Annotated in this window: 26 protein-coding genes; 10 read left to right on the top strand and 16 right to left on the bottom strand. The window is 55.4% G+C overall.

Annotated features, from left to right (window positions below; genetic code table 11):
• Window positions 1-3 precede the first annotated feature (3 nt).
• From ACEWL3_RS08705 to ACEWL3_RS08660, 10 genes are all read right to left on the bottom strand, one after another.
• On the bottom strand, window positions 4-561 hold the full coding sequence (locus ACEWL3_RS08705; protein WP_386181149.1) for a tetratricopeptide repeat protein: 558 nt from the start codon (window positions 559-561) through the stop codon (window positions 4-6).
• Window positions 562-599: 38 nt separating this feature from the next.
• Window positions 600-1,574, bottom strand: a complete 975-nt coding sequence (locus tag ACEWL3_RS08700; protein ID WP_386181152.1) for a type II secretion system F family protein — start codon at window positions 1,572-1,574, stop codon at window positions 600-602.
• 12 nt (window positions 1,575-1,586) lie between these two features.
• On the bottom strand, window positions 1,587-2,549 hold the full coding sequence (locus tag ACEWL3_RS08695; RefSeq protein WP_386181155.1) for a type II secretion system F family protein: 963 nt from the start codon (window positions 2,547-2,549) through the stop codon (window positions 1,587-1,589).
• A 12-nt stretch (window positions 2,550-2,561) separates the two neighbouring features.
• A complete protein-coding gene (locus tag ACEWL3_RS08690) occupies window positions 2,562-3,992 on the bottom strand; it encodes a TadA family conjugal transfer-associated ATPase (protein WP_386181156.1) in 1,431 nt (476 codons plus the stop codon).
• Window positions 3,993-4,015: 23 nt separating this feature from the next.
• Window positions 4,016-5,251, bottom strand: a complete 1,236-nt coding sequence (locus ACEWL3_RS08685; RefSeq protein WP_386181159.1) for a CpaE/TadZ family protein — start codon at window positions 5,249-5,251, stop codon at window positions 4,016-4,018.
• 285 nt (window positions 5,252-5,536) lie between these two features.
• On the bottom strand, window positions 5,537-6,217 hold the full coding sequence (locus ACEWL3_RS08680) for an OmpA family protein (RefSeq protein WP_386181162.1): 681 nt from the start codon (window positions 6,215-6,217) through the stop codon (window positions 5,537-5,539).
• 4 nt (window positions 6,218-6,221) lie between these two features.
• The gene (locus tag ACEWL3_RS08675; RefSeq protein WP_386181164.1) at window positions 6,222-7,646 is read right to left on the bottom strand and encodes a type II and III secretion system protein family protein; all 1,425 of its coding nucleotides are present in this window, start codon (window positions 7,644-7,646) and stop codon (window positions 6,222-6,224) included.
• 205 nt (window positions 7,647-7,851) lie between these two features.
• Entirely contained in the window at window positions 7,852-8,709 is an 858-nt protein-coding gene (gene cpaB / locus ACEWL3_RS08670) for a Flp pilus assembly protein CpaB (protein WP_386181167.1), read from the bottom strand.
• Window positions 8,710-9,190: 481 nt separating this feature from the next.
• A complete protein-coding gene (locus tag ACEWL3_RS08665) occupies window positions 9,191-9,370 on the bottom strand; it encodes a hypothetical protein (protein ID WP_386181169.1) in 180 nt (59 codons plus the stop codon).
• Between the two features lie 118 nt (window positions 9,371-9,488).
• Window positions 9,489-9,674, bottom strand: a complete 186-nt coding sequence (locus tag ACEWL3_RS08660) for a Flp family type IVb pilin (protein WP_386181171.1) — start codon at window positions 9,672-9,674, stop codon at window positions 9,489-9,491.
• 363 nt (window positions 9,675-10,037) lie between these two features.
• On the opposite strand from ACEWL3_RS08660, the gene ACEWL3_RS08655 reads away from it, so the two are divergent.
• Window positions 10,038-10,847, top strand: a complete 810-nt coding sequence (locus tag ACEWL3_RS08655) for a lytic transglycosylase domain-containing protein (protein ID WP_386181174.1) — start codon at window positions 10,038-10,040, stop codon at window positions 10,845-10,847.
• A gap of 157 nt (window positions 10,848-11,004) precedes the next feature.
• On the opposite strand, the gene ACEWL3_RS08650 is transcribed toward ACEWL3_RS08655, so the two are convergent.
• The 6 genes from ACEWL3_RS08650 to tldD form a co-directional block, all read right to left on the bottom strand.
• The gene (locus ACEWL3_RS08650) at window positions 11,005-11,628 is read right to left on the bottom strand and encodes a 3-oxoacid CoA-transferase subunit B (protein WP_386181177.1); all 624 of its coding nucleotides are present in this window, start codon (window positions 11,626-11,628) and stop codon (window positions 11,005-11,007) included.
• A gap of 1 nt (window position 11,629) precedes the next feature.
• Window positions 11,630-12,325 (bottom strand): CoA transferase subunit A, encoded by a 696-nt coding sequence (locus ACEWL3_RS08645; protein ID WP_386181180.1) that lies wholly within the window; start codon window positions 12,323-12,325, stop codon window positions 11,630-11,632.
• Window positions 12,326-12,423: 98 nt separating this feature from the next.
• Window positions 12,424-12,987: a L,D-transpeptidase gene (locus ACEWL3_RS08640; protein ID WP_386181183.1), complete on the bottom strand. Its 564-nt coding sequence runs from the start codon at window positions 12,985-12,987 to the stop codon at window positions 12,424-12,426.
• A gap of 107 nt (window positions 12,988-13,094) precedes the next feature.
• The gene (gene topA / locus ACEWL3_RS08635; protein WP_386181186.1) at window positions 13,095-15,710 is read right to left on the bottom strand and encodes a type I DNA topoisomerase; all 2,616 of its coding nucleotides are present in this window, start codon (window positions 15,708-15,710) and stop codon (window positions 13,095-13,097) included.
• Between the two features lie 210 nt (window positions 15,711-15,920).
• Entirely contained in the window at window positions 15,921-17,072 is a 1,152-nt protein-coding gene (dprA, locus tag ACEWL3_RS08630; RefSeq protein ID WP_386181189.1) for a DNA-processing protein DprA, read from the bottom strand.
• Window positions 17,073-17,233: 161 nt separating this feature from the next.
• Window positions 17,234-18,655, bottom strand: a complete 1,422-nt coding sequence (gene tldD / locus ACEWL3_RS08625; protein WP_386181192.1) for a metalloprotease TldD — start codon at window positions 18,653-18,655, stop codon at window positions 17,234-17,236.
• A gap of 178 nt (window positions 18,656-18,833) precedes the next feature.
• On the opposite strand from tldD, the gene coxB reads away from it, so the two are divergent.
• The 9 genes from coxB (at window position 18,834) to ACEWL3_RS08580 (ending at window position 26,385) form a co-directional block, all read left to right on the top strand.
• Window positions 18,834-19,757 (top strand): cytochrome c oxidase subunit II, encoded by a 924-nt coding sequence (gene coxB, locus ACEWL3_RS08620; RefSeq protein WP_386181195.1) that lies wholly within the window; start codon window positions 18,834-18,836, stop codon window positions 19,755-19,757.
• Window positions 19,758-19,847: 90 nt separating this feature from the next.
• Window positions 19,848-20,786, top strand: coding sequence for a heme o synthase (cyoE, locus tag ACEWL3_RS08615; protein ID WP_386181198.1), 939 nt, complete (start codon window positions 19,848-19,850; stop codon window positions 20,784-20,786).
• Window positions 20,783-20,965 (top strand): cytochrome c oxidase system small membrane protein, encoded by a 183-nt coding sequence (locus ACEWL3_RS08610; RefSeq protein WP_386181201.1) that lies wholly within the window; start codon window positions 20,783-20,785, stop codon window positions 20,963-20,965. The genes cyoE and ACEWL3_RS08610 overlap by 4 nt, the downstream gene beginning before the upstream one ends.
• A complete protein-coding gene (locus ACEWL3_RS08605) occupies window positions 20,965-21,540 on the top strand; it encodes a cytochrome c oxidase assembly protein (RefSeq protein WP_386181203.1) in 576 nt (191 codons plus the stop codon). The genes ACEWL3_RS08610 and ACEWL3_RS08605 overlap by 1 nt, the downstream gene beginning before the upstream one ends.
• Before the next feature lie 22 nt (window positions 21,541-21,562).
• Window positions 21,563-22,375 (top strand): cytochrome c oxidase subunit 3, encoded by an 813-nt coding sequence (locus tag ACEWL3_RS08600; protein WP_386181206.1) that lies wholly within the window; start codon window positions 21,563-21,565, stop codon window positions 22,373-22,375.
• Window positions 22,376-22,475: 100 nt separating this feature from the next.
• Entirely contained in the window at window positions 22,476-23,150 is a 675-nt protein-coding gene (locus ACEWL3_RS08595; RefSeq protein WP_386181209.1) for an SURF1 family protein, read from the top strand.
• Between the two features lie 3 nt (window positions 23,151-23,153).
• A complete protein-coding gene (gene thrC / locus ACEWL3_RS08590; protein WP_386181212.1) occupies window positions 23,154-24,542 on the top strand; it encodes a threonine synthase in 1,389 nt (462 codons plus the stop codon).
• Entirely contained in the window at window positions 24,539-25,801 is a 1,263-nt protein-coding gene (locus ACEWL3_RS08585) for a M16 family metallopeptidase (RefSeq protein ID WP_386181215.1), read from the top strand. The genes thrC and ACEWL3_RS08585 overlap by 4 nt, the downstream gene beginning before the upstream one ends.
• Window positions 25,801-26,385, top strand: a complete 585-nt coding sequence (locus ACEWL3_RS08580) for a GNAT family N-acetyltransferase (RefSeq protein ID WP_386181218.1) — start codon at window positions 25,801-25,803, stop codon at window positions 26,383-26,385. Before ACEWL3_RS08585 ends, ACEWL3_RS08580 begins: the two co-directional genes overlap by 1 nt.
• Window positions 26,386-26,485: the final 100 nt, after the last annotated feature.

Below are 26,485 nucleotides of genomic sequence, written 5' to 3'. Positions count from 1 at the left end.
CGGTCATATGCCGGGACGGATCAAATAGTCACCCGCACCGCGCCGCACCAATTTATAATTATCATCGTCAAGATCATTAATAACAGAATTTTCTGATTTTGCGAGCGCTAAGCGCAGATTGTCACGGATTGCGTCACTTTCGCCATTGTCCAGCGCATAAGCCTTGCGAAATATCTGTACTGCCTCGGGTGTCTTGCCCCTTTCCATCAGCACCACACCCAGATTATTCCAATCTTCAGGCTCGGTTTCGTTCTCTTTGACGGCGCGCCGCAACAGATCTTCGGCTTGTCCCAGACGGCCCAAGCCAAGGTTTGCACTGCCCAGGCCTGACAGGATTTCTGCATCAACGCCTTGCGCAAGTGCAGCGCGGTTAAAGGATTTGATCGCCAACTCATACTGCCCGGCCGCCATCAGGCGATGACCAACTTCGACACCGTCTTCGGCGTCTTTGCGTTGATTGACGCCGGGGGCATAGGGGTTTTCGGTTTTTTTCTGGAACAGCGGCGCAGAAAAGCCGCCCGGTGAACAGGCGGCCATTCCAAGGCTTGATATAAGTGCCATGGCGCAGGTTGCCCTGCGCCAGCGTTTTGATGTCATTATTAGCCCGGCCCGCTTATCTTACCCAGTTGTGTAATGCCATGTACCGACGGGCCAACCAGAATGATCAGCAATGGCGGTACAGTCAGCATCATTGTGGCAAGGGTCATCTTGGTTGGCAACTTGTTTGCGGCCTCTTCGGCGCGCATCACCCGCTTGTCGCGCATTTCAGCCGCATAAACCCGAAGCGCGTCTGAGATTGACGTACCAAAAGCGGCCGATTGCACCAGAACGGTGACAAATGACGACACATCCTGCACGCCACAGCGTTCGCCCATATCGTTCAGCACGGTCACCTTGTCCTTGCCGGCCTTCATTTCATAAGCAACAACTTCAAACTCGTCAGCGAGTGCCTTGTAGGACGCGCGCAATTCACGTGCAACACGGACGATACATTGATCCAATGACTGGCCGGCCTCGACGCAGACCAGCATCATATCAAGCGCATCGGGAAAACCGCGTTCGATTTCCTGTTTGCGCATGCCAACCCGGCGCGTCACCCAGTACTTGGGCAAGTAATACCCGATGCCACCGGGCCCCACTGTATACATCATCATCTTCTGGGTACTCATGCCTTCGCCCCCGCCCAGAAAGTTGACATACACGATGCCTGCAAACATACCGAACAGGCCCAAAGCCATCTGGGCAAAGTAAAACATCCGCACTGCATCACGGGACTGATACCCCGCTTGGCGCAGCATCAACTGTTTCGCGCTCAGTTCCGCGACGTCCTCGGGTTCGAGAAATTTGGCAAACTTTTGTAGCTGTTGGTTCCCGTCAGCCTGCCGCAACTTTTTGGTTGGGTCATCGGATTTTGCTGCTGGATTTGAGGCCCGCTTGAGTTTGTTCAACGGGTCTTCTGGCTGTTTGACCATCAGGACAACAGTGATCGCAACAAGGACCAGACCCAGCACGCCGACGATAATGATCAATCCAATTGGGCCTAGGATCGCTTCGATCTGATTTAGGAAATCCATCGCAAATGCTCCTTACACTTTGATGTCTGTGAGGACGCGCATCACCATCAGGTTAGCCGCGAGGAAGATGCCCACAATAAAGCAGGCCGGGATGAAAAAGGCATGGTCGCGCACTTCGTCATAGTAGTTCGGGTCTAGAACGTTGATCACGATCAGCGCAACAATCGGAAAGGCGGAGAGAAACTTTCCTGACCATTTCGCCTCAGCCGTGATCGCTTTTACGCGGCGAAACAGGCGGAAACGGGCGCGGATCACCTTTGCCAGACCGGCGAGGATTTCGGCGAGGTTACCACCAGATTGCTGTTGGATCGTCACGGCAACAGCCAGAAACCGCAAATCCTGCATGTCCAGCCGCTCGGCCATGTCTTTCAACGCTTCACCGACGTCGCGACCATAGGCGGCCTCGTCAGAGATCACGCCGAACTCAGACGCCAGCGGATCCTGAATTTCCTTGGATACAATGGTAATGGCACTGGTGAACGGATGACCGACCCGCAAAGACCGCACCATTAATTCGACGGCATCGGGCAGTTGTTCTTCGATCATGCTCATGCGCTTGTTGGCTTTGGATGAAACCCAGAAATAAACACCACCCACGCCGATGCCCACGGCAAGCAGGGCGCGAACAGGTGGTTCGGTATCCGTGCCAACAGTCAGCGCCAAAAAGGCGAAAACAGCGACGCCGGCCATGATCATCAAAAGCTGCTTGGGCGAAAACGCGATTGCGGCTTTTTGCGCCTTTTCCGAAAGCAGCGAATACAATGGAATAGACTTTGAATTCATGTGCTGCTGCATTTCCTTGCGCAGCTTTTCCAACACCTCTTCGCGGCGTGTGCCTTTTTCGAGCATTTCGAGGCGGCGGTTTACACGGCTGTTCAGGCTGATGGATTTACCAAAAGCCACCAGATACAGACCTTCGACGAGCACCAGCACGCCAATGAAAATCAGGCCATAGATAATTGGTTCGGCACTCATGACTTGTTTTCCTTACTGCGCTGCGATGGGTTCATAAATGGAGGATGGCAGGTCATAGCCCCACATGCGGAAGCGTTCGGCATAGTGGCTGCGCACCCCGGTTGCGGTGAAATGACCGATGATCTTGTTTTCGGGGGTCAGACCGACGCGCTGATACCGAAAGATTTCCTGCATGGAAATGACGTCACCTTCCATGCCGGTGATTTCCGTGATGGATGTCATACGGCGCGACCCATCCTGCAGACGTGATGCCTGCACGATCAAATTCACAGCCGATGAGATCTGGCTGCGCACGGCCTTGAGCGGCATTTCGATACCGGCCATCGCAATCATGTTTTCCAGTCGCGACACACCATCGCGCGCCGAGTTGGCGTGGATCGTCGTCATAGACCCGTCGTGGCCGGTGTTCATGGCCTGCAGCATGTCGATGACTTCTTCGCCACGCGTTTCGCCCACGATGATCCGGTCTGGACGCATCCGCAGGGCGTTTTTCAGACAATCGCGCGGGGACACTTCGCCTTTGCCTTCGACGTTTGGTGGGCGGCTTTCCATTCGGCCCACGTGGGTCTGTTGCAGTTGAAGTTCCGCCGTGTCTTCGATGGTCAGAATGCGTTCGGCGTTGTCGATGAACGAAGACAGCGCGTTGAGGGTGGTTGTTTTACCTGAACCCGTACCACCAGAAACGATGATGTTCAGGCGGGTGGCAACGGCAGCTTGTAGATATGCTGCCATTTCCTCGGTAAAGGCACCGAAGTTGACCAGATCGTCGATGCCGAGTTTGTCTTTTTTGAATTTCCGAATGGACACAAGCGACCCATCGACCGCAACGGGCGGCACCATGGCGTTGAAACGTGAACCATCTTTGAGGCGCGCGTCGACATACGGGTTGCTTTCGTCCACGCGACGACCCACCGCCGACACGATCTTGTCGATGATGCGCAAGAGATGGCGTTCATCTTTGAATGTCACCTCAGTGAGTTCGAGCTTGCCGTCGCGTTCCACAAAAATCTGTTGTGGCCCGTTGACCAGAATATCGTTGACCGTTTCATCCTTAAGCAAGGTTTCCAACGGACCAAGGCCCGTCACCTCATCATAAAGCTCGGAATTCAGTGTCATCCGATCTTCGCGGTTCAGAACGATGCTTTTCTGCTCAAGAATCTCAATGGCAATCTCATTGATTTCCTGACGCAGATCCTGCTCCGTCGCATGCTCAAGGGCGGCCAGGTTCAGGTTGTCCAACAGCGCACGGTGCAGTTCGAGTTTGATATCACTCATCCGCTGCTTGCGTTTCAGCTCTTTGTCTTCCGGGGCGGCCGCGGCAGGCTTCAACGCCTTGCGCATTGATGCAGGTGCGGGGGTTTCCAAGATGGGTGTCACATTTGTAGGCGCATCAGATTTTGCAGCTGGCGTTGCTTGCCCTGACTTTTTGTATTTCGAAAACATGTCTGCGCTCTTTCTATATGGGATCAGGCTGCTTGAGCCTGATCACCTTTCAGGTCATGGATGGACGTCGCCAGTTTGGCGATCTCACGCCGCAGTGGGCTTTTGGGAGCAGAATTCGCCAGCGGCGTACCATGGTCGTTGGCCTGCGTGATCGGCTTGCCGCCGTCGGGCAACTGCACGTCAATGGAAATGCTCAGCGATTCCGCCATGCGTTTCACGCGGCCCTTGCCACTCAGATCGGTGAATTTGGGCGCACGGTTCATCACATAGCGCAGCTTTTCGACTGGCAGTTCCTCTGATTGCAACGCACGCTTAAAGCGCAGCGTGTTCTGTGCCGACCGCATATCCAGCTCCAACATCGCGAAATAGACATGCGCGTTGCTCAGCACGGCTTCGGACCATTGCACCAAGGTCGACGGCATATCGACAATCACATAGTCAAACTGATTGCGCGCGATCGTCAGGATACGGTTCACATCCTCGGAAGTGATCAGATCAAGCGGCAACATGTCGGTCGGTGCGGTCAGCACCTGCAATTTATCGCCAAAGGTCAACAAAGCCTGGCCAAAGATTTCTTCGTCCATGTTTTCTGTGTCGGACAGCATGTCATAAACGACCTCGCGCCGCGGCAAGTCAAGAAATGTGGCGACAGCACCAAACTGCAAATCCAAATCCAGCAAACAAACGGACGGGGATTCGTTTTTACCAACACAGGCCAGTTCCCACGCAAGATTGACGGCAAGTGTGGTTGAGCCAGTGCCACCGGCTAATCCGTGCACCACAATCAGTGCGCCATCTTTTGAGGCACCGGCCTTGAGCTGCGGAGCGTTTGCGGCGGGGGCAGGGGCCTCTTCTATCGCGCGGACGCGGGCAATGGCCTGGGCCAATTCACCTTCTGGCAATGGATAGGGGACAAATTCATCGGCACCTTGGCGCAACAGCGAATGCAATGCGGCGGGTGTTACGTCTTCGGCGATCAAGATCACCTTGATATTGCGGGATTTGGCTTGGGTGATGATCTCGGTCATTAAAACCAGATTGTCTTCATCTGTTTCATCTATCGCCAAGGCAACGAATTCCATGTTGTTCGCTTCTGGTTGCCCGAAAAATGCCAATGCTTCAGCAAACCCTAAATCACCCCAGCTTTCACCAAGTGCATCTTCCATATCCTCGATCAATAGATCAAAGTTTTGCACATCGCGGCTGATGGTACAGGCCACGATGGGTGCTGTTTCTGGTTGTGGCATACTGCTGCTCATGACCTAATCCTTTACTATCAAGGGTTTGGCAGAGCGTCCCTTTGCGTCTTACGCGCAATTGAACCATCTCCGCGACCACCCATGCCCAGACCATTGCCCAGACACATCTGTCCTATTGCTGGGAATATCACAGGCAACTTGGGCAGGATTGGGGCCAAAAAGGTCTGATTGTTGGGTATCTTGAAACGATCACGCTGAAAGTTGGTGATTGATCAGAGGTATTTCGCGACGCGAAACGAAAAACACCGCCCCCAAAGAGGGCGGCGTCGCATCATCTACACCAAATTATTCGGCGGATATTTCGCCCACCGCGGCACCGGTCAGCTGTGTCGGCGGGACTGCGCTGGCAATATAGTCTCGGTAAATGATCTGTGCATATTTGCCGTCCAGAACTGTTGGATGACCTTTCACGAAACCGCTCACTTCGGTCACCGTACGCCTGTTGCGCCGTTCGCGACCTTGTGTAACGACCAATGGCTGCGTTTCGCCAAAGGAAACAACGGCTTCAAGGCGGCTGCGGCTGATGCCCAATGTGGACAAATACGCAACAACGGCGTTTGCCCGTTTCAGGCCCAATACCTTGTTATATCTGTTCGATCCAACAGCGTCAGTGTGACCGAAGACCCGGAACCGGATTTCCGGAAACTGTCTGATCCACCCGGCTTGTTGACGCAACACGGCTTGTGCATTTCCGTCCAACTGTGCAGAATTAAAGGCAAATGTGACGGTTGAGTTCACGTCTTCTGCAAAGCGGTTTGCCAGATTAAAGGTATGTTGGCGTTCGCCAGTCATTACCAGGCGGTTGTTCAGGGTTGCGTTCCCAAAGCTGCCAGTATCGGCGATCGCCCCTGCCTCTCGGTAGAACTGGGTGTAAACCGGATCCGGGCTCGGTACGCAGCCCATCACTGTTGCGACCGCGGCTGTCAGACCGATAATGCTAAATTTGTTGGCCTTCACGCTTTTCATTGTTTTAGTCCAATACATAGCCATAAGACCCGCCAAAGTCCTGCTTGGCAACCTCACCAGCGGCACCTCTTTTCGGTGTGCGGGTGCCATCAGCTGTGCGGCCAAAGAGGAAGAGGTCTTTTTCAGTGGGTGGTTTGATCCGATCCGTTGGCAGGGCCAAAGCCTCACCCCGGGTCGGGGTTACCAGATGCGCAGTGACAATGATGACCAATTCGGTCTGGTTGCGCTGATAGTCCGCAGAACGGAACAGCGCGCCCAGAATAGGCACGTCACCGATCCATGGCAGTTGGCTTGAGTTGTCGGTAAAGTCGTCCGTTAGCAATCCGGCAATCGCAAAGCTCTCGCCATCGCGCATTTCGACCGTCGAAGAGGTCTCGCGCCGGGTAAAGGCCGCGATTTCGATACCATTGCCCAATGCAAGGCTGTTTGTCGGATCGATCGCTGACACAGCGGCCTTGAGTTCAAGGTTGATCAGATCTTTGTCCACAACACGCGGGATAAAGGACAGCTCAACGCCGAACGGCTTGAATTCAATTGTAATTCGGTCGCCTGTTTGTGCAACAGGAACCGGGTATTCGCCACCCGCAAGGAACTTTGCCTCTTGGCCCGACAAGGCCACAAGGTTTGGCTCTGCGAGGAAGCGGACTACGCCTTTTTGTTCAAGTGCCTCAAGCAACAGCCCCACCTGAGTGGAGCCTGCATTAAAGCCAAACAGGACAGCACCTGCATTTTGATTTGTGACCGGAATGGACCCGCCCAATGATCCGAGAACGCTGCCCGCCGTGTTGGTTGTGCCGGTCCCCGCGTTAAGGTCCGAGCCACCAATAGCCAGCGATGAACTCAGGGATTTGGATACGTTGCGCTGCATTTCAGCAAAGCGAACCTTCAGCATCACTTGCTGAATGCCACCAACACTCATGAGGTTGGACACCCGTTCAGGGGCGTAGCGTTCGGCCAGATCAAGCGCGCGCTGCAGGCGCTGGGTGGAGGAAACGATGCCAGACAGCACAATACCGTCATTGGCGGTGCGGACTTCAATCCGCTCGCCGGGCAGAATCTGCCGCAGGCGTTCCTTGAATTCGGTGACGTCCGCTGCGACACGCACATTGACGTTGGTAATCAGTTGTCCGCTCGCATCCAGTAAGGTCAGAGTGGTTGTTCCGGGCGATTTGCCCAGTACATAGATGGTGCGATCCGACAAGGAAGAGATATCGGCAATGCCTGGGTTGGCGATGCTGAGTTCCGCGAAAGGAATGTCACTTTCGACAACCACCGCGCGGTTCATCGGCACATGCAAGTCCGAGTTTGTACCCTTCTTCACAACACGCAATGTCTCGGCTGAAACCGAGGTTGGTGTCGTCAATGCCATAGGTGCGGCACTCAATGTCAGCCCCACGAGAGCTGCTTTTAGAAATCTATCGATTTTCATGTGACCTGCCTTTTTGATCACGCCTCAATGTAGGGTCTTGGTGCCCGTCGTTTGAAACACTCTGCGGCAGTTTCATTTTTATTGCAAGAATCAATGAGTTCAGGGGGAAAGCTTATGTGGATAAATGGCAACATAACATGGAATGCAATGACGCCGCACAATGTGCGGCGTCATGTTAACCATTTGATTTTTCTCGCGAGTTAGATCAGTTTGTGCAGGGAATGGGCAGTTCCACAACCTCGGCCCCGCGGCGGGTCCGAATGGTGCACACCTTCTCTTGTTCGACTTCTGCTTTCACTTCTTGGCTGGCAATCCCGAGCAAAGACCGCTGATCGACCTCAATTGCTGAGGCGATGGTATCGTCTCCTGCGCCGACCAATGACAACGACAGGTTGCCCGTTGATTGCGCCTGCGCCAAAGACGCAACTTGCTGGGGGCTGATTGCAACAGTCACTGTGCGGGCGATGGTGGTTTCATTCAACTCGCCACCGGCACTTTGGTCGATGGCAATCAGTTGAACGCCGGCTTCGATCAATTTTGTCACATCACCTTTGTCTGCACCACGGTCGATGTTCACGCGGCCGGTCCAATAGATATCTACGCGATCACCGGGACGCAAAAAGCCCGATACGCCGCTGGATACATCGACTTTGATGGTAAACGCGCGTGTCCCGCGCGCCAGACGTGATGTCAATCCTGTGTCTTCGCCAGGTTCGGTCACTTTGAGCGCCATGATCGCTTCATCTTTTTCTATTTGCCGCAATACCACCCGCAGTTCGTCAGTGTTTTCGGGGAAGAGGGTGGCCATATCCAGGAAAGCCCCTTCTGGAATTGCATTTTCCGGCCAGGCAACTTCGCGCACATCCTCTTTGGTCAATTTCTGACCGTACTTAAGGGGGCCTTGGGCGACAAAGACCGTTTTTGTTGGAACAACTTGAGCCAGAGCAGCCTGCGCTTGTGCATTGGCCATCTGATATTGTGCGATCCGATCCTTGGCCAGATACACGGCACCACCGGCAAGCGCGATGCCCACCAAAAGTACCAGTCCAAATACCATTCGCATTTCAGTCACCTCATCTTCATTTGTTTACCGGAAAGTTTCCCGGACCTGCTATGGGAAACAATCTCAGGCAATTATGGTTTTTGTTTGCCATTGGTCAGGCAAAAACACGATCAATGCTGCAAAATATTGTAGATGCAAAAGAAAAGGCCGGCCAAATAAATAGCCGGCACGTTCTTCAGATTTGGGTGCGATTAAGGACCAACAGTGCGGTTCGTGAGAAATGTACTTACGCCAGAACTTACGTTTCCGGAGCTGCCGTTAATTGATAGCATGACGGCACCAGCCAAACCAACAACAGCGGCGGTCAGAACAACCCAGTCGACTGTTACAGCGCCGTCCTCAGACGCACGAAAATTCTTAAGTATACTCCACATGGTATGTTCCTTAAAATGTGAATAGCCGAAAATGTTTGCAACCGCATAAAAAGGCGCAGCGCACAGATTTCAGCGAACAGCCCCCATGCCAGTCGCTCAGTCCTAAATCAGTTGGGATCCTGCGCTTCGATGTAGGCAGACGTAGCGTTCGTCAGAGCAGTCGCGCTGTCCTCAATGGTTTGATAGGCAGCAACGGCCAGACCAACAACAGCAGCGGTAAGAACGACCCAATCGACTGTTACCGCCCCATCTTCGTCTTTACGAAAGTTTGCGATAAATTTCATCATTGTGTGCCCTTTCATACTAAAGGTTGGTTCGGGTATCTACCAAGCCGACCGATCGACACAGTCACATTAGCGAAAGTGCCCGCCGGCTTGGTAGAAGGACCTAAGTCAGGTACCTAACTTATGGAAGATTAGGGTCCTGAGCCGAGATGAAGGTAGATGTAGTGCCGGTCAGTGCAGTTGTGCCTGTTTCGATTGAGGTATAGGCAGCAACGGCCAAACCAACAACAGCAGCGGTCAGAACGACCCAGTCAACTGTTACAGCGCCGTCTTCGTCTTTGCGGAAGTTTGCAATAAATTTCATCATGGTATGTCCCTCCAAGGATCATTAGATTTGAGTATTACCTCGCCGTCCGTTTGGCACTGTCACTCTCAATCAAGTGCCTGTCCGACTTGGTGTGAAACTATATAGACCTCTGATTGGGGCATGAATTTGACGGTTAATGTGCCAATTGCACTTATACGCAAAATACCCGGCATTTCCAATCTAAGATATTGTTTTTAAACGAGAATAAAAATCACAAAAGGTGTAAATCATTCAAAATTGAATGGTTTTTGGGCCAAATAAGGCAAAACCGCCTTGTTCTAAGCCCTGATTTGCTGGTCTGAGAGGGTTTTTTGTGGAATATTCCCAACCATTCGAGCCAATAAAGCAAAAAAGCAGGCAGGCATGTATCGTATTTTCGGAATTTCGCTTCTGGCGGGCACTTTGGCTGTCGCACCCTGCCTTGCCGAAGGTCCAGCGCCGTTTCCTGAATTCAGCGCCAAACGTATCAAACCACCCAAATCTGGCAGCAGCAATCGTATCAACATTCAGATTGACCCCGCAGCCCCGTTAAAAGCAGTCCCTGCCGCCGTTGCGCAACCTTCCGGTGCGATAGCACCCAAAGCGCCGGGTCAGTATGACTGGTTCTGGGCCAAGGTATCGCCTGATGCTGCCGAATCCGGCCCCGGTCGTTTGCAGACCGCCATGTCCACATTGGCCGGCGCAGGCGACAAAGTGACCGCACCGCGCTTGCAGCAAATGCAGGACATCGCAAAAGTGAATGGCATCGACATTCTGCGCTCTACCATCGGTACGCAGGTGTCACCCGCATTGGTGCTGGCAGTCATTACAGTTGAATCAGCGGGCAGGCCGGATGCGATCAGCGGGGCCGGGGCGCAAGGGTTGATGCAGCTGATGCCGGATACAGCGTCGCGGTTTGGTGTCTCCGATAGTCTCATGCCGACGCAGAATATTCTGGGCGGGGTGAAATACCTCAATTGGTTGATGGATGAGTTTGATCGCGATCCCATTCTGGTGCTCGCTGGATATAATGCAGGCGAGGGGTCGGTGCGAAAACACGCAGGCGTGCCCCCTTTTGCCGAGACCCGCGATTATGTGCCCAAGGTGCTGGCGGCGTTTCAGGTGGCAAAGGGTCTGTGCAAAACACCACCAGAGTTGATTAGCGACGGATGCGTCTTTGCTGCGATGAACTAGGACGGGCGTTCGCGTCCGACCAATGGGGGGCGCGCGGAACTATTAAAACCCGCGTTTCCACCCCCTCACAAATCTGGATGAACCGAACATCGGGGCGACCGTCGCGTCCGCTTTGCGCTCGCGGCGGCAAGGTGGGCACATAACCCACCTTTGTTGTTCAGACGATGGTTGCCTCGGTCGCGGCGCGCAATTCGTCTTCCGTTACGCCATCCGCGCATTCGACAATCCGCAAACCACCTTCAACCACATCCAGCACACCCAAATTGGTGATGATCCGGTCGACAACGGCCTTTCCCGTGAGCGGCAGGCTACATTCCTTCAGAACTTTGCTATCGCCATGTTTGTTGGTGTGATCCATCACCACAACCACACGGCCCACACCTGCGACCAGATCCATCGCGCCGCCCATGCCTTTGACCAGCTTGCCAGGAATCATCCAGTTCGCCAGATCGCCGTTTTCAGCGACCTCCATCGCGCCCAGGATCGCCATTGCAATCTTGCCGCCCCGGATCATGCCAAAGCTTGTGGCTGAATCGAAATACGCCGTGCGCGCCAGTTCGGTGATCGTCTGTTTGCCCGCGTTGATCAGATCGGCGTCAATCTCATCCTCAGTTGGAAAGGGGCCCATGCCCAACATGCCGTTTTCCGATTGCAGGGTCACATCCATGCCATCAGGGATATAGTTTGACACCAGCGTCGGAATGCCGATGCCAAGGTTCACATACCAGCCGTCTTGCAGTTCCTGTGCGGCGCGTGCCGCCATTTGATTGCGATCCCACATCTTATGCTGTCCTCACTGTACGCTGCTCAATCCGCTTTTCATGATCACCCTGAACGATCCGGTGCACATAGATGCCCGGCAGGTGGATCATGTCAGGGTCCAGCGACCCGCGCGGGACAATCTCTTCGACCTCGGCGATGCAGATTTTGCCACACATCGCCGCCGGCGGGTTAAAGTTGCGCGCCGTCTTGCGGAACACCAGATTACCGGTGTCATCAGCCCGCCACGCCTTCACGATCGACAAATCCGCAAAGATGCCTTCCTCAAGAATATATTCCTGACCATTGAACATCTTGCTTTCTTTGCCATCGGCAATCACCGTGCCCACACCCGTTTTGGTGTAAAACCCCGGAATGCCACAGCCACCTGCGCGCATGCGCTCGGCCAGCGTGCCTTGAGGGTTAAACTCCAATTCCAACTCACCCGACAGATACTGACGCATAAACTCAGCATTCTCGCCGACATAAGAGCTGATCATCTTTTTGACCTGTTTGGTCTGCAGCAAGATGCCGATCCCGAAATCATCAACGCCCGCATTATTGGACGCAAACGTCAGGTTCTTGGTGCCTGCATCGCGGATCGCGGCCAGCAGCAATTCAGGGATGCCACACAGGCCAAAGCCACCTGCCGCGATCAACATGCCGTCTGACAAGACGCCATCCAACGCCTCCGCAGCTGATCCATAGACCTTATTCATGGCGTAACGCTCCCCCTTGTCGGTGCCTGTCAAATGTTTGGGGAGTCTTGCCGCCGCAGCGCGGCAAAGTCAATTGATCCGCAGGAACTTGCGTGATGTCAAAGGATGCGGACTTGGGTGCCAATGGGGCAAAGTGCAAACAGCTCTTCAATCTTTTCATTATAAAGACCAATGCACCCATCAGATGACCGCCGCCCGATCTTGCGGGTGTCATGGGTGCCGTGAATGATGTAATTGGGCCAATCAAGATACATCGCATGCGTGCCAAGCGGATTATCTGGGCCGGGTGGCATATACTTATAGTCGGGAAAGCGCTCCATCATTGACGCGGTTGGCGTCCAATCGGGACCAACTTTCTTGCGGGTGATTTTGGTGTAGCCGCGTTTCGTCAATTCTTCGGTGGCGGGTACGGATGTGGGATAGACGCGGTAATCAGTGCCATCCGCGTTCCAATAATGCAGCGCACGTGATGTTGTATCCGCCACAATGGCCGCCTTGCCCAGATCGTCAAAATGATCCTGCCAGTGTTGGCTGATAAAGCTGGTAGCGTTGCGGCGCACACCATTCAGATCAGTTGACTGCGCACGCACCAAGCTCGGTGCACAAAGCGCGACACCGGCCCCGATCATCAGTTTACGCCGTGAAATATTCTGCTCTGCCATGTCCATGCCTTTCGCATTGTTGATTGCGCATGGATTTGGCATGCGCGCAGGACGCGGGCAAATCACAGATTCATGATGTGCGAAATGTGGTCGCGGCTATGAGCGGGTCATTCTTTTTCAGCGGCTACTTTTTTGGCGGCAGGTTTCTTTTTCGCCACGGGTTTCTTTGTCGGCGCAGCTTTCTTTTTTGGCGCGGCTTTGCGCTTGGCCGGGGACTTGGCCAGCTTCTCCTCTATCAACTCGACCGCGCGTTCCATGGTCAAATCAGCAGGCTCAACCTCATTGGGGATTGTCGCATTGACCTTTTCCCATTTCACATAAGGCCCGTATTTGCCTTCCATGATATTCACAGCCCCGCCCAAATCAGGGTGATCGCCCATCTCGCGGATCGGTTTGGCGGCTTTGCCCCGTCCGCCACGGCTTGCGACTTTTTCGGCAAGTAATTGGACAGCGCGGTTCATGCCAACTGTAAAGACCTCATCGAGGCTTTCCAGATTTGCGTTGGTGCCGCCGCGTTCCGATGTATTTTCCGCGTGTTTTAGATACGGCCCATAGCGCCCGATGTTCGACCAGACCATGATCCCGTCCTCAGGATGCGGGCCAATTTCGCGTGGCAACGACAGCAGCATCAACGCGCGCTCCAACTCCAGCTCTTCGGCAGGCCAGTCCTTGGGCACCGACTGGCGCGCGGGTTTTTTATTTTCTTCGGTGACTGCACCACGCTGCACGTAGGGGCCGAAACGTCCCTTGAACACTCGAATCTCGTCGCCCCCATCCTCGCCCAGCAACTTGCCGTCCGGCGGGATGGCTGATGCCTCGGCTTCTGGGTCTGGCGGGCCAAAGGGGCGGGTATAGCGACACTCAGGGTAATTGGAACAGCCGATGAACGCACCACCGGAGCGGGCGGTGCGCATCGACAAGCGCCCCACTTCGCAGTTTGGGCACAGCCTCGGATCGCCGCCATCTTCAAGCGGTGGAAACAGATGCGGTTCCAGAACTTCGTTTATCTTTTCCAGAACCTCGGTAATGCGCAGATCGGCGGTTTCGGCAATCGCGGCGGAAAAATCGCGCCAGAACCGCTTGAGCACATCTTTATAGTCTGCATCTGCTGCGCTGACCTTATCAAGCTGATCCTCGAGATCGGCGGTAAAGCCATAACCCACATATTTGCGGAAATAATTCTCCAGAAACGCCGTCACCAACCGGCCCTTGTCCTCAGGGATCAGGCGGTTGCCATCTTTGCGGACATATTCGCGGTCCTGGATTGTCGTGACAATACTGGCGTAGGTTGAGGGGCGGCCAATGCCCAACTCTTCCATGCGCTTGACCAATGTCGCCTCTGTGTACCGGGGTGGCGGCTGGGTGAAATGTTGCTCTGGCGTGACTGACCTTTTGTCCATCGCGTCGCCTTGGGTGATCTGTGGCAGGCGATTGTCATCGTCATCGGCAACCACGTCATCGCGGCCTTCTTCGTAAACGCGCAGAAAACCATCGAACAGCACAACCTGACCGGTGGCGCGCAGACCAACTTGTTCGTCTTTGCTGCCTATCTCGACGGTGGTGCGCTCCAATCGTGCGCTTTCCATCTGGCAGGCCAGCGTGCGTTTCCAGATCAGGTCATAGAGCTTGGCCTGATCGCTCTCCAACTTGAGGCTCGGCGCGTCTTTGGTCATGTCGGTGGGGCGGACACATTCGTGGGCCTCTTGGGCATTCTTGGCTTTGTTCTTATAGATGCGCGGCGCATCGGGCACATATTCCGCCCCATAACGGTCTTTGATCGCGTCGCGCGCCATGGTCACGGCCTCTGGTGCCATGTCGATACCATCGGTCCGCATATAAGTAATGTGGCCGGCCTCATAAAGCCGTTGTGCCGTGCTCATGGTTTGCCGCGCGCCCATGCCAAATTTGCGGCTGGCCTCTTGTTGCAGGGTCGAGGTCATGAAGGGGGCGGATGGATTGCGGCTGGCCGGCTTTGCCTCGACGCTTGTCACGGTTAGGGCGCGGCTGGTGATCGCTTGCACGGCCATTTCAGCCTGCGTGGCGTTGCTCAGATCAAAGCGGTCCAGCTTTTTACCTGCCAACGTCACCAGTCGGGCTTCAAATTCTTGCCCACGGGGTGTCGCCATCAAAGCTTTGACGCTCCAATATTCTCGGTTGCGGAACGCTTCGATTTCCATCTCGCGCTCTACGATGATCCGCAGCGTGACCGATTGCACCCGGCCTGCTGATTTCGCGCCGGGCAGTTTGCGCCACAGAACTGGGGACAGATTAAAACCTACCAGATAGTCCAACGCACGGCGGGCCAGATAGGCTTCAACCAAAGGCATATCCACCTGACGTGGGTTTGCCATCGCATCTGTCACTGCTTTTTTGGTGATCTGGTTGAACACCACCCGGCTGACCGGCGTGTCTTTCTTGATTGATTTGCGCTTGGTCAATGCCTCTTGCAAATGCCAACTGATCGCCTCGCCCTCACGGTCGGGGTCGGTTGCGAGGATCAGTTCGTTGTCCTTTGCCAGGGCGTCGGCAATCGCTTTGACGTGTTTTTTGCTGTCGCTGGCGATTTCCCATTTCATGTCGAATTCGTTTTCGGTGTCGACGGATCCGTCTTTGGCGGGCAGGTCGCGCACGTGGCCGTAAGACGCCAGAACGGTGAAATTATCGCCCAGATACTTGTTGATCGTTTTGGCCTTGGCAGGGGATTCGACAACAACGACTGGCATAAAATAAAGCACCTTAAATCAAAATGGCGGGTGGTCTCTCGCGCTGCCACATGTGGGAGGTAAGGGGGGATTGTCAATGCAACTGCTGTGCAAAGTGCGGCAATAACACCACCGGCACAGTGGCAGTGCTCACTCAAAAGGATGGTTTTGCCGGGGCGATGCACCCCTCACACAGACCATTCAATCAGTTGCGGGAAACCGACCGCCCTATCACACCACCCGCGCCAGCAAACCACCGGGACGGCGTGCAATTTGGCCGTCAAGCTCCAGATCGACCAGAATGGGGGCGACATCTGCGGGTGCGGCCTGCAGATCACGGATCAACTGGTCCTCTGCGACCGGTGATGGACCCAGACGCGACAGGATTTGCAGATGAAGTGCGGCAGTTTCACGCAGGCTGCGCTTGGGTTTGTCCGGCTTGGCAGGGGTCAGTGCAAGTTCCGGCGTGGTCTGCTGACCAGATATGGGTCCCAACGCCTCAAGCACATCGGCCGCAGAGCGGACCAGCGTCGCACCATCGCGGATCAAGATATTGCACCCCGCTGCGCGCGCATCAAATGGGTGTCCCGGCACAGCAAGCACATCACGCCCCTGGTCCAAGGCATCACGCGCCGTGATAAGGCTGCCGGATTTCGCAGCCGCCTCAACCACGATGGTCGCACGGCTGAGGCCTGAAATGATGCGATTGCGGCTGGGAAAATGTCGCGCCATGGGTTGCAGGCCCATTGGCTGCTCTGAAAGGCGCAGGCCCGATTTGGCAATGTTGAGCGCAAGTTCAGTATTTTCAGCCGGATACATGACATCAACGCCGCCTGCCTGCACCGCGATGGTGCCAGTCGTCATTGCGGCCAGATGGGTAGCAGCATCAATGCCTCGCGCCAACCCAGACACCACGACATATCCGGCAGCCCCCAGATCACGGGCCAAAGCCTGCGCCATGCGAGTCCCCAGCGATGAGGCATTGCGGGCACCCACAATCGAAATCATCGGGCGCGCCAAAAGGGAGGTATCGCCGATGCACCACAAGAATGGCGGGGCATCTGCAAGATCGTTCAATAGTGTTGGGTAGGGGTCTTGCCCTTGCAAAACCAATTGCGCCCCGGCAGCACGGGCGGCCTTGAGTTCAGCCCAGATCACACCCTCGGGACAAATCTGATATTCGGAGACACCCGCGGCGCGCGCCACCTGAGGCAGCGCGGCCAGCGCGTTTTGCGCAGTGCCATGTTCAATCAGCAGACGTTTATACGTCGAAATGCCAACCCGGCGCGAGCGCAACAGACGGAGACGCGCAAACTGTTCATCTTCCTGGGTGGGTGGGATTGGGGGGTGAGTGGAAGAAGGATTTAGGTCCTTGTCAGTCATCCCGCGTCTCCATCCGTTGCTGGAATCAGTATTAGAGCGAACTGGTTAACACAGGATGAATCGTTCCGGGTCGATTTCAGACAAATTCAGCAAGGCAGATGGGCCAAGCGTACACCATGCATTTGCCAGCCCGTTCTACAGACATCTAATCTACATGCACGTTAGGCCGCTGCACCACCCACCGTCAGGCCGCCGATCATCAATGTTGGCTGACCCACGCCCACTGGCACCCATTGACCCTGCTTTCCGCAATTGCCCATGCCCGGATCAAGGGCCGGATCATTCCCAATAGCGCGGATCTGTTTCAGGGCCGTGGCCCCGTCCCCGATCAGCGTGGCCCCTTTTACCGGCGCGCCGACCACCCCGTTTTCGACGCGGTACGCTTCGGTGCACGAAAAAACAAACTTGCCATTGGTGATGTCCACCTGACCGCCGCCAAACCCCACGGCATAGATACCGTCCTTAAGATCGGCCACGATGTCGCCCGGCGTCACATCGCCGCCCAGCATATAGGTGTTGGTCATCCGGGGCATGGGGATATGCGCATATGACTGTCGGCGCCCATTGCCCGTGGATTTGACCCCCATCAGCCGGGCATTCTGGCGGTCCTGCATATAGCCGGTGAGCACGCCGTCTTCGATCAATACATTCTTGGCGCTGGGCGTGCCTTCATCATCAACCGTGATCGAACCGCGCCTGTCGGGGATTGTGCCATCGTCCAAAACCGTCACGCCTTTTGCGGCTATCTGTTGGCCCATCAACCCGGCAAAGGCCGAACTTCCCTTGCGGTTAAAGTCGCCTTCCAACCCATGACCGATGGCTTCATGCAGCAGAATACCGGGCCAGCCAGGGCCAAGGACGACGTCCATTACCCCTGCAGGGGCAGGCACAGCATCAAGGTTCACCACCGCTATCCTTAACGCTTCACGGGCCTTGGCCTGCCAATCGTCGGCGTTCAGCAGCCCGTCTAGACCCGCGCGCCCCCCACCACCTGCAGACCCGCTTTCGCGGCGGCCATTTTGTTCAACGATCACCGACACGTTTACGCGGGTCATGGGGCGCACATCACGCACGGAGATGCCTTCGGGGCGCAATATCTCAATCTCTTGCAGGCTGGCGGCAATGGTCGCGCTGACCTGAATGACCCGTTTGTCCAGCCCACGGGCAAATGCGTCAATCTCACGCAGGGTTTCGATTTTGACCGGGAACGTGGCCCCTTCAATCGGATCGGCGTCTGTATAGAGACGTTTGTTAGTCCCCTCGGGCGCATCGGACCATGTGCCGCCGCCGGCACCGACTGCCAGACGGGCGGTTTCGGCGGCACGCTTTAGCGCACTCACCGAAATGTCGGTTGAATGGGCATATCCCGCGACCTCAGAACGCACGGCGCGCAATCCAAATCCCTCTGAGGCGTCATAACTTGCGGTTTTCAGGTGACCATCGTCGAACACCAAGGCCTCGGATCGGCGGCGTTCCAAAAACAATTCCCCATCATCGGCCCCAGCGACGGCATCCCGCAGCACTTGAAGTGCGATTTCGCGATCTACATTGGTCTCAAACGGCTTGAATGGGGTGTTGGTCATCGGGGTCTGTCCTCAATTCTCGCCACAAAAACACATTTCGCGTCTGTTTGACGCAATCGGGTGGCTTTATCTTGCACTCAGAATATGATTGTAAGCAGTAGGATTACAACGGCCGGGCTGCTCCGATAGGCTAGCCACATAAGATTCGCACTTAATGGTCACAAGATCAGGACGACATATGAAACATCTTCTCTCTCTTTCGGGTCTTTTGGCCAGCTTTGCAGCCCTGCCGGCATTTGCGCAGGAATCGCTTCGGATTGACGGCCTGGAGATCATCGGCAAACCCATTGACGGCGAAATGGGTTTTCAACCCGGTGTCACCCGGCTGGCCACTGACATTCATGATCTGGACTATCTGATTCTGGTGATCATCACTTTGATCACTGTTTTCGTGACCGGTCTGATCCTCTGGGTCGCCGTGCGTTACAACAAAAAGCGCAATCCAACGCCTGCGTCGTTCACGCACAACACCCCGATTGAGATTGCATGGACCATTGTGCCAATCGTTATTCTGGTGCTGATCGGTGCCTATTCCCTGCCAATCTTGTTCCGGCAGCAGGAAATCCCGGTCGCTGACATCACCATCAAGGCGGTAGGCAATCAGTGGTACTGGTCCTACGAATACGTCGATGAAGAGTTTGGCTTTGACAGCTATATGATTGGTGCACCTGCCACATTGTCCGCCGAAGATGAACAAGCTGGTGCCGTGGCCAACGTTCTGAACCCCGCGATGGAGGCGAAGCTGGCAGCAGCGGGCTATGGCCGCGATGAATGGCTTTTGGCGACGGACACATCCGTTGTTGTGCCGATTGGCAAGACGATCGTCATGCAGGTCACGGGGTCTGATGTGATCCACGCCTGGGCAATCCCTGCATTTGGGGTAAAGCAAGATGCGGTGCCGGGTCGCTTGGCCGAATTGTGGTTTAGCGCTGACAAGGAAGGCGTCTATTTCGGCCAGTGTTCAGAACTTTGTGGTCAGGCGCATGCCTATATGCCGATCACGGTCAAAGTGGTGTCAGAGGCTGCTTACGCCGAATGGCTGGGAAAGGCCAAAGCGGAATATGCCGGGATCGCGCAGCCAGTGACCGTTGCGTCAAACTAAACTACCTGCGGGCTGGGCGGTACGCCCAGCTTGCGACATGACAGATAAAGTGGGCGCGCTGCCCACCTTGTTTATAAGGTAAAAGCCGGAATGACGGACGTCACGAACACACCAGCATCAGAATACGAGGCGCAGCTGGGCGATTATTTCGCCCTGCTCAAGCCACGCGTGATGCAACTGGTCGTTTTCACCGCGCTGGTTGGCATGTTGGCCGCACCGGTATCTGTGCATCCGGTCATCGGCTTTGCGTCGATCTTGTTCGTGGCCATTGGCGCGGGGGCGTCTGGTGCGCTGAACATGTGGTGGGACGCGGACATCGACGCGGTCATGCACCGGACGCGGTCCCGTCCAATTCCGTCTGGCCGCGTACAACCGAGCGAAGCGCTGGCGCTGGGCGTGGCTTTGTCGGGCATGGCGGTGATGATGCTTGGGCTTGCAGCAAACCTGCTGGCGGCAGGGATGTTGCTGTTCACGATCCTCTTTTATGCTGTGTTCTATACCATGTGGCTCAAACGTGTGACGCCGCAGAACATCGTGATTGGCGGTGCCGCGGGTGCGTTTCCCCCGGTGATTGGCTGGATCATTGCTACGGGCAGCTTTTCGATCGAAGCATGGCTGATGTTCGCGTTGATCTTTATGTGGACCCCACCACACTTCTGGGCGCTGGCACTGTTCATGCGGTCGGATTATGACGACGCCAAAGTGCCGATGCTGACGGTGACGCATGGGCGTCCAACCACCCGGCGGCACATCCTTATCTATACGGTGCTGCTGGCGGTGCTGGCGATCGGGACGGCGTTCACCGCGATCGGCGGGCCGATCTATCTGGCCACAGCAGTCATCTTGAATGCGATGTTCCTGCTTGGTGCCTGGCGCATCTGGAACCGGGATGAAGATGATTCAGAAGGTGACAATTACGCCGTCGAACGCAAATTCTTCCGGCTTTCGCTGTTTTACCTTTTCCTGCATTTCGGCGCGATCCTGATTGAGGCCACGTTGCGACCCTGGGGTCTGGGAGGCTGGTCATGAGCTTTCGCGCAGAACATGAAATTCACAGCCGGCGGAAGGGCCGCAATGTCGGTGTGGGCCTGATGCTTGGCGCTTTTGTCATTCTGGTGATGGTGCTGACCTTCGTCAAAATCACCCAAACTGATTTCACCAAAGCTGCCGGAGCCGCGGCCGCAGCGCAAAACGAGGCCAACAACTGATGGCTCTTTCCGGTCCTCAGAAAACCGTGATGCAGACCGTATCGCTTGTTGTGTTGATGGGCGGTCTGGCATGGGCATCGGTGCCGTTTTACGACTGGTTTTGCCGGGTCACGGGATTTGGCGGTGTGCCGGGTCAGGTGGATACCGCATCAGAGGAAATTCTGGATCAGACCATAAAAGTCCGATTTGATGGTTCGATCAACGCTGGGCTCGCTTGGGAATTCAAACCGGTCGTGCGTGAAATGGAATTGCGTATCGGCGAAACCGGCCTTGCCTTTTATGAGGCCTATAACCCGACCAGCCGACCCATTGCAGGCCAGGCCAGCTATAATGTGACGCCGTACACGGCTGGCGCGTTCTTCGAAAAGATCGACTGCTTTTGTTTCACCGAACAGGTGCTGGCACCGGGCGAACGCGTCCAGATGCCGGTTAGCTTTTACGTTGATCCGGAAATTGTCAAAGACCGTGACGGGAAGTTTGTACATACCATCACACTGTCCTATACATTCTATCAAATTGACCTGCCCGAAGGCTATGCCGCCTTGGAGCAGGGCACAACAACAGACCTGAATTAACAAAGGTGAGGGACCCCGCATCATGGCCCATGCAAAGAACCACGATTATCATATTCTAGCCCCATCCAGCTGGCCGTTGCTTGGTGGCCTTGGCGGCTTTGCCATGCTCTTTGGTGCCGTTTTGTGGATACACGGTATCACACCCTTCCTGTTTTTGGGCGGATTTGTTGCGGTCCTTTATGTGATGTTCGGATGGTGGCGCGAAATGGTGATCGAAAGCCACGTTGGCGATCACACCGGCGTCGTGCGCATCGGCCTGCGTTATGGTTTTATCCTGTTTATCATGTCCGAAGTGATGTTCTTTGTGGCTTGGTTCTGGACCTTCTTCAAACAAGCCATGTACCCGATGAACGAATACTTAGGCTCAGAATATGTGCCGCCGGTGTTCGATCCCGTAAACGCCTTTAATCTGCCGCTGATCAATACATTGGTTTTGTTGTTGTCAGGCTGTGCCGTAACATGGGCGCACCACGCCCTTGTGCATGAGAATAACCGCAAAGACCTTATTTCAGGTCTGGCCATTTCCATCGTGCTGGGCATCGCCTTTACCGCGTTGCAGGCCTATGAATACGGTGAATTGCTGTTGCACCATGACTGGAAATTCGGCGAAGACGCATTCTTCTCTGCATTCTTTATGGCCACAGGTTTTCACGGCCTTCACGTGATCATTGGTACGATCTTTTTGACAGTGTGCCTGATCCGCGCAATGAAGGGGGATTTCACCCCGCAACAACACGTTGGTTTTGAGACGGCGGCTTGGTACTGGCACTTTGTCGACGTAGTATGGTTGTTCCTGTTCTTTGCCGTTTATGTCTTTGGTGTGCCAGCCCAATAGCCCCATGATTTTGCAGGGTTGCAATCGCGCCCCTGCAGCGTAAAACCCAAATCGCGCGAAGCACCTGCCTCGCGCGATTTTTCTTGAGGTCAGAGCCTTTATGAACCGCGCGCTGTTCTTTGTTTTAATTGGTATGGGAGGGGCTGCCATTCTGGTAAGCCTTGGCATCTGGCAAATGCAGCGACTGGCCTGGAAGCAGGGCGTTATCTCTGACATCAACGGGCGGATCGTGGCCGCTCCTGTTGCCTTACCGAATAATCCCAACCCTGATGCGGACGCATATCTGCCGGTGACGGTCACCGGTACATTTGAAATGCAGGTGTTGCGGGTTCTGGTCTCACAAAAGGATGTAGGGCCGGGATATCGGATCATTTCGGCGCTCAACACACCTGACACGAAAGTTCTGGTGGATCGCGGGTTCGTGCCAGTTGACGCAGGCAGACAAGCCTTTGTAAGTGGGCCAGTGAGCCTCACCGGCAACCTGCAATGGCCCGACGAAACCGACGATTTCACGCCTGTGCCAAACCGGGAAAACAACATCTGGTTTGCCCGCGATGTGGAGGCAATGGCGACCGAACTTGGGACCAAACCGATCCTGATTGTGGCGCGTGATGTATCGCCCCAGGACGTCGATATCACACCGCTACCCGTCGATACCGCCCGCATTCCGAATGACCACTTGCAATATGCGATCACGTGGTTTTCCCTCGCTGCGATCTGGCTTGCCATGTCTGTCTATTTTTTGCGCCGCCGTGCGCCAATCACTGAAAGCTAACCCATGCGCTATGTCTCTACCCGTGGCTCTGCCCCTGTCCTCACCTTCGAAGAGGCGATGCTGACCGGGCTTGCACGTGATGGCGGGCTGTATGTACCCGAGACGATCCCGACATTGACCAAGGATCAGATTGCTGCAATGTCCGGGCAATCCTACGAAGACGTGGCCTATACAGTGATGCGCCCGTTTATTGGCGACACCTTTACCGACGACGAATTTCGCACGTTGATTTCCAATGCCTATGCTGGCTTTGGCCACTCCGCCCGCGCCCCATTGGTGCAACTTGCCCCCAATCATTTCCTGTTGGAACTGTTCCACGGTCCAACACTGGCGTTCAAAGATTTCGCAATGCAATTGATTGGCCAGATGTTCCAAAAGGCACTGGGCCGCAAAGGCACCCGTGTCACCATCGTCGGGGCCACTTCAGGCGATACCGGATCCGCTGCGATAGAAGCGTTTCGAGGATTGGACAATGTCGACGTCTTTATCCTCTACCCGCATGGCCGCGTCAGCGATGTGCAACGCCGTCAGATGACCACACCGTCTGAAGCGAATGTCCATGCCCTCGCCGTGGATGGGGATTTTGATGATTGCCAGGCCCGTCTCAAGGATATGTTCAATGATTTTGAATTTCGCGACGGTGTGAAGCTCGCTGGAGTCAATTCAATCAACTGGGGCCGGGTGCTTGCGCAGGTGGTCTATTACTTTACCTCTGCAGTGTCGCTGGGCGCGCCCGGGCGCAAGGTCAGCTTTACCGTACCGACAGGTAACTTTGGTGACATCTTTGCAGGCTACATCGCCAAGAAGATGGGCCTGCCGATTGCCGATCTGGTGATTGCCACCAATCAAAACGATATTCTGGACCGCTGCCTGAAAGGGCAGGGGTATCACAAGGGCGGCGTGCATCCCTCAATCAGTCCGTCAATGGACATTCAGGTATCGTCCAACTTTGAACGGGCTTTGTTTGATGCCTATGACCGTGATGGCAATGCGGTAGCGCAGTTGATGACGGAATTGGGTCAGGGCGGGTTTGACGTATCGCAAGGCGCGATGCAGGCGTTGCAGGACATCTATCGCTCTGGCAGGGCGTCCGAGGCGGAAACCTCTGCAACCATCAAAGATATGATCAATTCGACAGGCGAGCTTTTGTGTCCGCATTCTGCGGTCGGCGTCAAAGTCGCCAATGAACAACGTGATGCGGCGACCCCGATGATCACGCTGGCCACGGCGCACCCCGCCAAGTTCCCTGACGCGGTCGAGGCAGCAACTGGGATAAGACCGGGCCTGCCCCCGCGCATGGCAGACCTATTTGACCGCAACGAACGTTTCACCCGCGTGGCCAACGATCTGGACGCGCTCAAGACCTACATCAAAGGGACGCTAAACGCATGAGCCTGAATCAGCACCGCCTGTCGAACGGCTTTCGCATCGTCACAGAACATATGCCGGGATTGGCTTCAGCCTCCATCGGGATATGGGTCACGGCGGGCGGGCGTCACGAGACGCCGCAACAAAATGGCATCGCGCATTTCCTTGAGCACATGGCGTTCAAAGGCACGTCAAAACGCAGTTCCTTGCAAATTGCCGAGGCGATCGAGGATGTGGGTGGCTATATCAACGCCTACACCAGCCGCGAAGTGACGGCCTATTACGTGCGCGTTTTGGAAAACGACGTGGCGCTGGGGCTGGATGTGATTGCGGACATTCTGCGTGATCCCATCCTTGACCCAAGCGAAATCGAGGTTGAGCGCGGCGTGATTTTGCAGGAAATCGGTCAGGCGCTGGACACTCCCGATGATGTGATATTCGACTGGCTGCAAGAAGAGGCATACCCGGATCAGCCGATGGGCCGCACCATTCTGGGTCTGTCCGAGCGTGTTTCGAACTTTAACCGCGAAGACCTGCGGTCGTTTATCGGCGATCACTATGGCCCCGAACAAATGATCCTGTCGGCGGCGGGTGCTGTGAACCATGATGAGATCGTGAAACTGGCCGAGACGCTGTTTGGCGACATGACGCCCAAGCCGATGTTCCAGGTGGATGCAGCCCGTTTTCAAGGCGGCGAGACGCGCCATATCAAACCGTTGGAACAGGCCCATTTTGCGCTTGGCTTTGAATCCCCCGGTTACCGCGCTGACGATATTTATGTGGCTCAGATTTACGCCTCAGCACTTGGCGGCGGCATGTCATCGCGGCTGTTTCAGGAAATCCGCGAGAACAGGGGCCTGTGTTATACGATCTTTGCGTCTGCCGGCGCTTATGCGGACACTGGGATGACCACAATCTACGCCGGAACCAGCGCTGAACAATTGCCGGAACTTGCGACCATCACCGTAGACGAGATGAAGCGCGCAGCATCCGATATGTCGCCCGCAGAAGTCGCGCGCGCCCGCGCTCAGATGAAAGCAGGGTTGCTAATGGGGCTGGAAAGCCCATCCAATCGGGCTGAACGTCTGGCACGTCTGATCCAGATATGGGACCGCATCCCGCCATTGGAAGAAACCGTGGCTCAGATCGACGCTGTGACCACCGGGGATGTGCGTGATTTTGCTGAAACCATGGCACTCGCTGCCCCGGCAGCACTGGCGCTTTATGGCCCTGTGGAAGCGGCACCAACGCTTGCCGCCTTGCAGGAGCGGCGCGCGGCCTGATGCTGTTGATTAGGCGCAAAATCAAGATCGAAACTGAGCGGCTGACACTGCGCACGCCGATCCATTCTGATTTTCGGGCCTGGACGGCATTGCGGGTCAAAAGCCAGAGCTATCTTGTTCCGTGGGAACCAACCTGGGCGGATGATCATCTGACCCGCAAGGCGTTCACCAACCGGGTCTATTGGGCATCGCGTTCGATCAGTAGTGGCACTGCGATGCCGCTGTTTTTGATCCGCCGCGAGGATCAATCACTGATCGGCGCGATTACCCTCGACAACATCCGGCGTGGGCCGTCACAGGCGGCGACTCTGGGCTATTGGACCGGCGAACCATTCGCACGGCAAGGGTATATGCGCGAGGCGATCGGCGCGGTTGTGCATCAGGCGTTCACCCGGCTAGATCTTAGCCGGGTTGAGGCCGCCTGTTTGCCCGAAAACGCCGCTTCACGCGGATTGTTGGAAAAAACCGGGTTCAAATACGAGGGCGTCGCGCAAAGCTATCTGCAGATTGAGGGCCGCTGGCGAACCCATGTTCTTTACGCAGCGTTGCGCAGCGATCGGCGCGGCAAGACGGAGGCAGGGTAGCAGGAAGCACCATTCTGTGTGCAGACAAAGCGGTGTTTCGAGTTGATCGAAGATAAATCCGCGAACGCCGCAACAATGCCCAAGTCGAGCAGAAATAATC

Origin of the sequence: Sulfitobacter sediminivivens (assembly GCF_042611115.2) — a bacterium.
GTDB lineage: Bacteria > Pseudomonadota > Alphaproteobacteria > Rhodobacterales > Rhodobacteraceae > Sulfitobacter > Sulfitobacter sediminivivens.
This window is presented reverse-complemented; position numbering and strand designations above follow the sequence as displayed.

What these genes read in the sequence shown, in the direction of transcription:
- ACEWL3_RS08705 (WP_386181149.1), bottom strand. Translation starts at nt 561, where the DNA reads ATGGCACTTATATCAAGCCTTGGAATGGCCGCCTGTTCACCGGGCGGC.
- ACEWL3_RS08700 (WP_386181152.1), bottom strand. Translation starts at nt 1,574, where the DNA reads ATGGATTTCCTAAATCAGATCGAAGCGATCCTAGGCCCAATTGGATTG.
- ACEWL3_RS08695 (WP_386181155.1), bottom strand. Translation starts at nt 2,549, where the DNA reads ATGAGTGCCGAACCAATTATCTATGGCCTGATTTTCATTGGCGTGCTG.
- ACEWL3_RS08690 (WP_386181156.1), bottom strand. Translation starts at nt 3,992, where the DNA reads ATGTTTTCGAAATACAAAAAGTCAGGGCAAGCAACGCCAGCTGCAAAA.
- ACEWL3_RS08685 (WP_386181159.1), bottom strand. Translation starts at nt 5,251, where the DNA reads ATGAGCAGCAGTATGCCACAACCAGAAACAGCACCCATCGTGGCCTGT.
- ACEWL3_RS08680 (WP_386181162.1), bottom strand. Translation starts at nt 6,217, where the DNA reads ATGAAAAGCGTGAAGGCCAACAAATTTAGCATTATCGGTCTGACAGCC.
- ACEWL3_RS08675 (WP_386181164.1), bottom strand. Translation starts at nt 7,646, where the DNA reads ATGAAAATCGATAGATTTCTAAAAGCAGCTCTCGTGGGGCTGACATTG.
- cpaB (WP_386181167.1), bottom strand. Translation starts at nt 8,709, where the DNA reads ATGCGAATGGTATTTGGACTGGTACTTTTGGTGGGCATCGCGCTTGCC.
- ACEWL3_RS08665 (WP_386181169.1), bottom strand. Translation starts at nt 9,370, where the DNA reads ATGATGAAATTTATCGCAAACTTTCGTAAAGACGAAGATGGGGCGGTA.
- ACEWL3_RS08660 (WP_386181171.1), bottom strand. Translation starts at nt 9,674, where the DNA reads ATGATGAAATTTATTGCAAACTTCCGCAAAGACGAAGACGGCGCTGTA.
- ACEWL3_RS08655 (WP_386181174.1), top strand. Translation starts at nt 10,038, where the DNA reads ATGTATCGTATTTTCGGAATTTCGCTTCTGGCGGGCACTTTGGCTGTC.
- ACEWL3_RS08650 (WP_386181177.1), bottom strand. Translation starts at nt 11,628, where the DNA reads ATGTGGGATCGCAATCAAATGGCGGCACGCGCCGCACAGGAACTGCAA.
- ACEWL3_RS08645 (WP_386181180.1), bottom strand. Translation starts at nt 12,325, where the DNA reads ATGAATAAGGTCTATGGATCAGCTGCGGAGGCGTTGGATGGCGTCTTG.
- ACEWL3_RS08640 (WP_386181183.1), bottom strand. Translation starts at nt 12,987, where the DNA reads ATGGCAGAGCAGAATATTTCACGGCGTAAACTGATGATCGGGGCCGGT.
- topA (WP_386181186.1), bottom strand. Translation starts at nt 15,710, where the DNA reads ATGCCAGTCGTTGTTGTCGAATCCCCTGCCAAGGCCAAAACGATCAAC.
- dprA (WP_386181189.1), bottom strand. Translation starts at nt 17,072, where the DNA reads ATGACTGACAAGGACCTAAATCCTTCTTCCACTCACCCCCCAATCCCA.
- tldD (WP_386181192.1), bottom strand. Translation starts at nt 18,655, where the DNA reads ATGACCAACACCCCATTCAAGCCGTTTGAGACCAATGTAGATCGCGAA.
- coxB (WP_386181195.1), top strand. Translation starts at nt 18,834, where the DNA reads ATGAAACATCTTCTCTCTCTTTCGGGTCTTTTGGCCAGCTTTGCAGCC.
- cyoE (WP_386181198.1), top strand. Translation starts at nt 19,848, where the DNA reads ATGACGGACGTCACGAACACACCAGCATCAGAATACGAGGCGCAGCTG.
- ACEWL3_RS08610 (WP_386181201.1), top strand. Translation starts at nt 20,783, where the DNA reads ATGAGCTTTCGCGCAGAACATGAAATTCACAGCCGGCGGAAGGGCCGC.
- ACEWL3_RS08605 (WP_386181203.1), top strand. Translation starts at nt 20,965, where the DNA reads ATGGCTCTTTCCGGTCCTCAGAAAACCGTGATGCAGACCGTATCGCTT.
- ACEWL3_RS08600 (WP_386181206.1), top strand. Translation starts at nt 21,563, where the DNA reads ATGGCCCATGCAAAGAACCACGATTATCATATTCTAGCCCCATCCAGC.
- ACEWL3_RS08595 (WP_386181209.1), top strand. Translation starts at nt 22,476, where the DNA reads ATGAACCGCGCGCTGTTCTTTGTTTTAATTGGTATGGGAGGGGCTGCC.
- thrC (WP_386181212.1), top strand. Translation starts at nt 23,154, where the DNA reads ATGCGCTATGTCTCTACCCGTGGCTCTGCCCCTGTCCTCACCTTCGAA.
- ACEWL3_RS08585 (WP_386181215.1), top strand. Translation starts at nt 24,539, where the DNA reads ATGAGCCTGAATCAGCACCGCCTGTCGAACGGCTTTCGCATCGTCACA.
- ACEWL3_RS08580 (WP_386181218.1), top strand. Translation starts at nt 25,801, where the DNA reads ATGCTGTTGATTAGGCGCAAAATCAAGATCGAAACTGAGCGGCTGACA.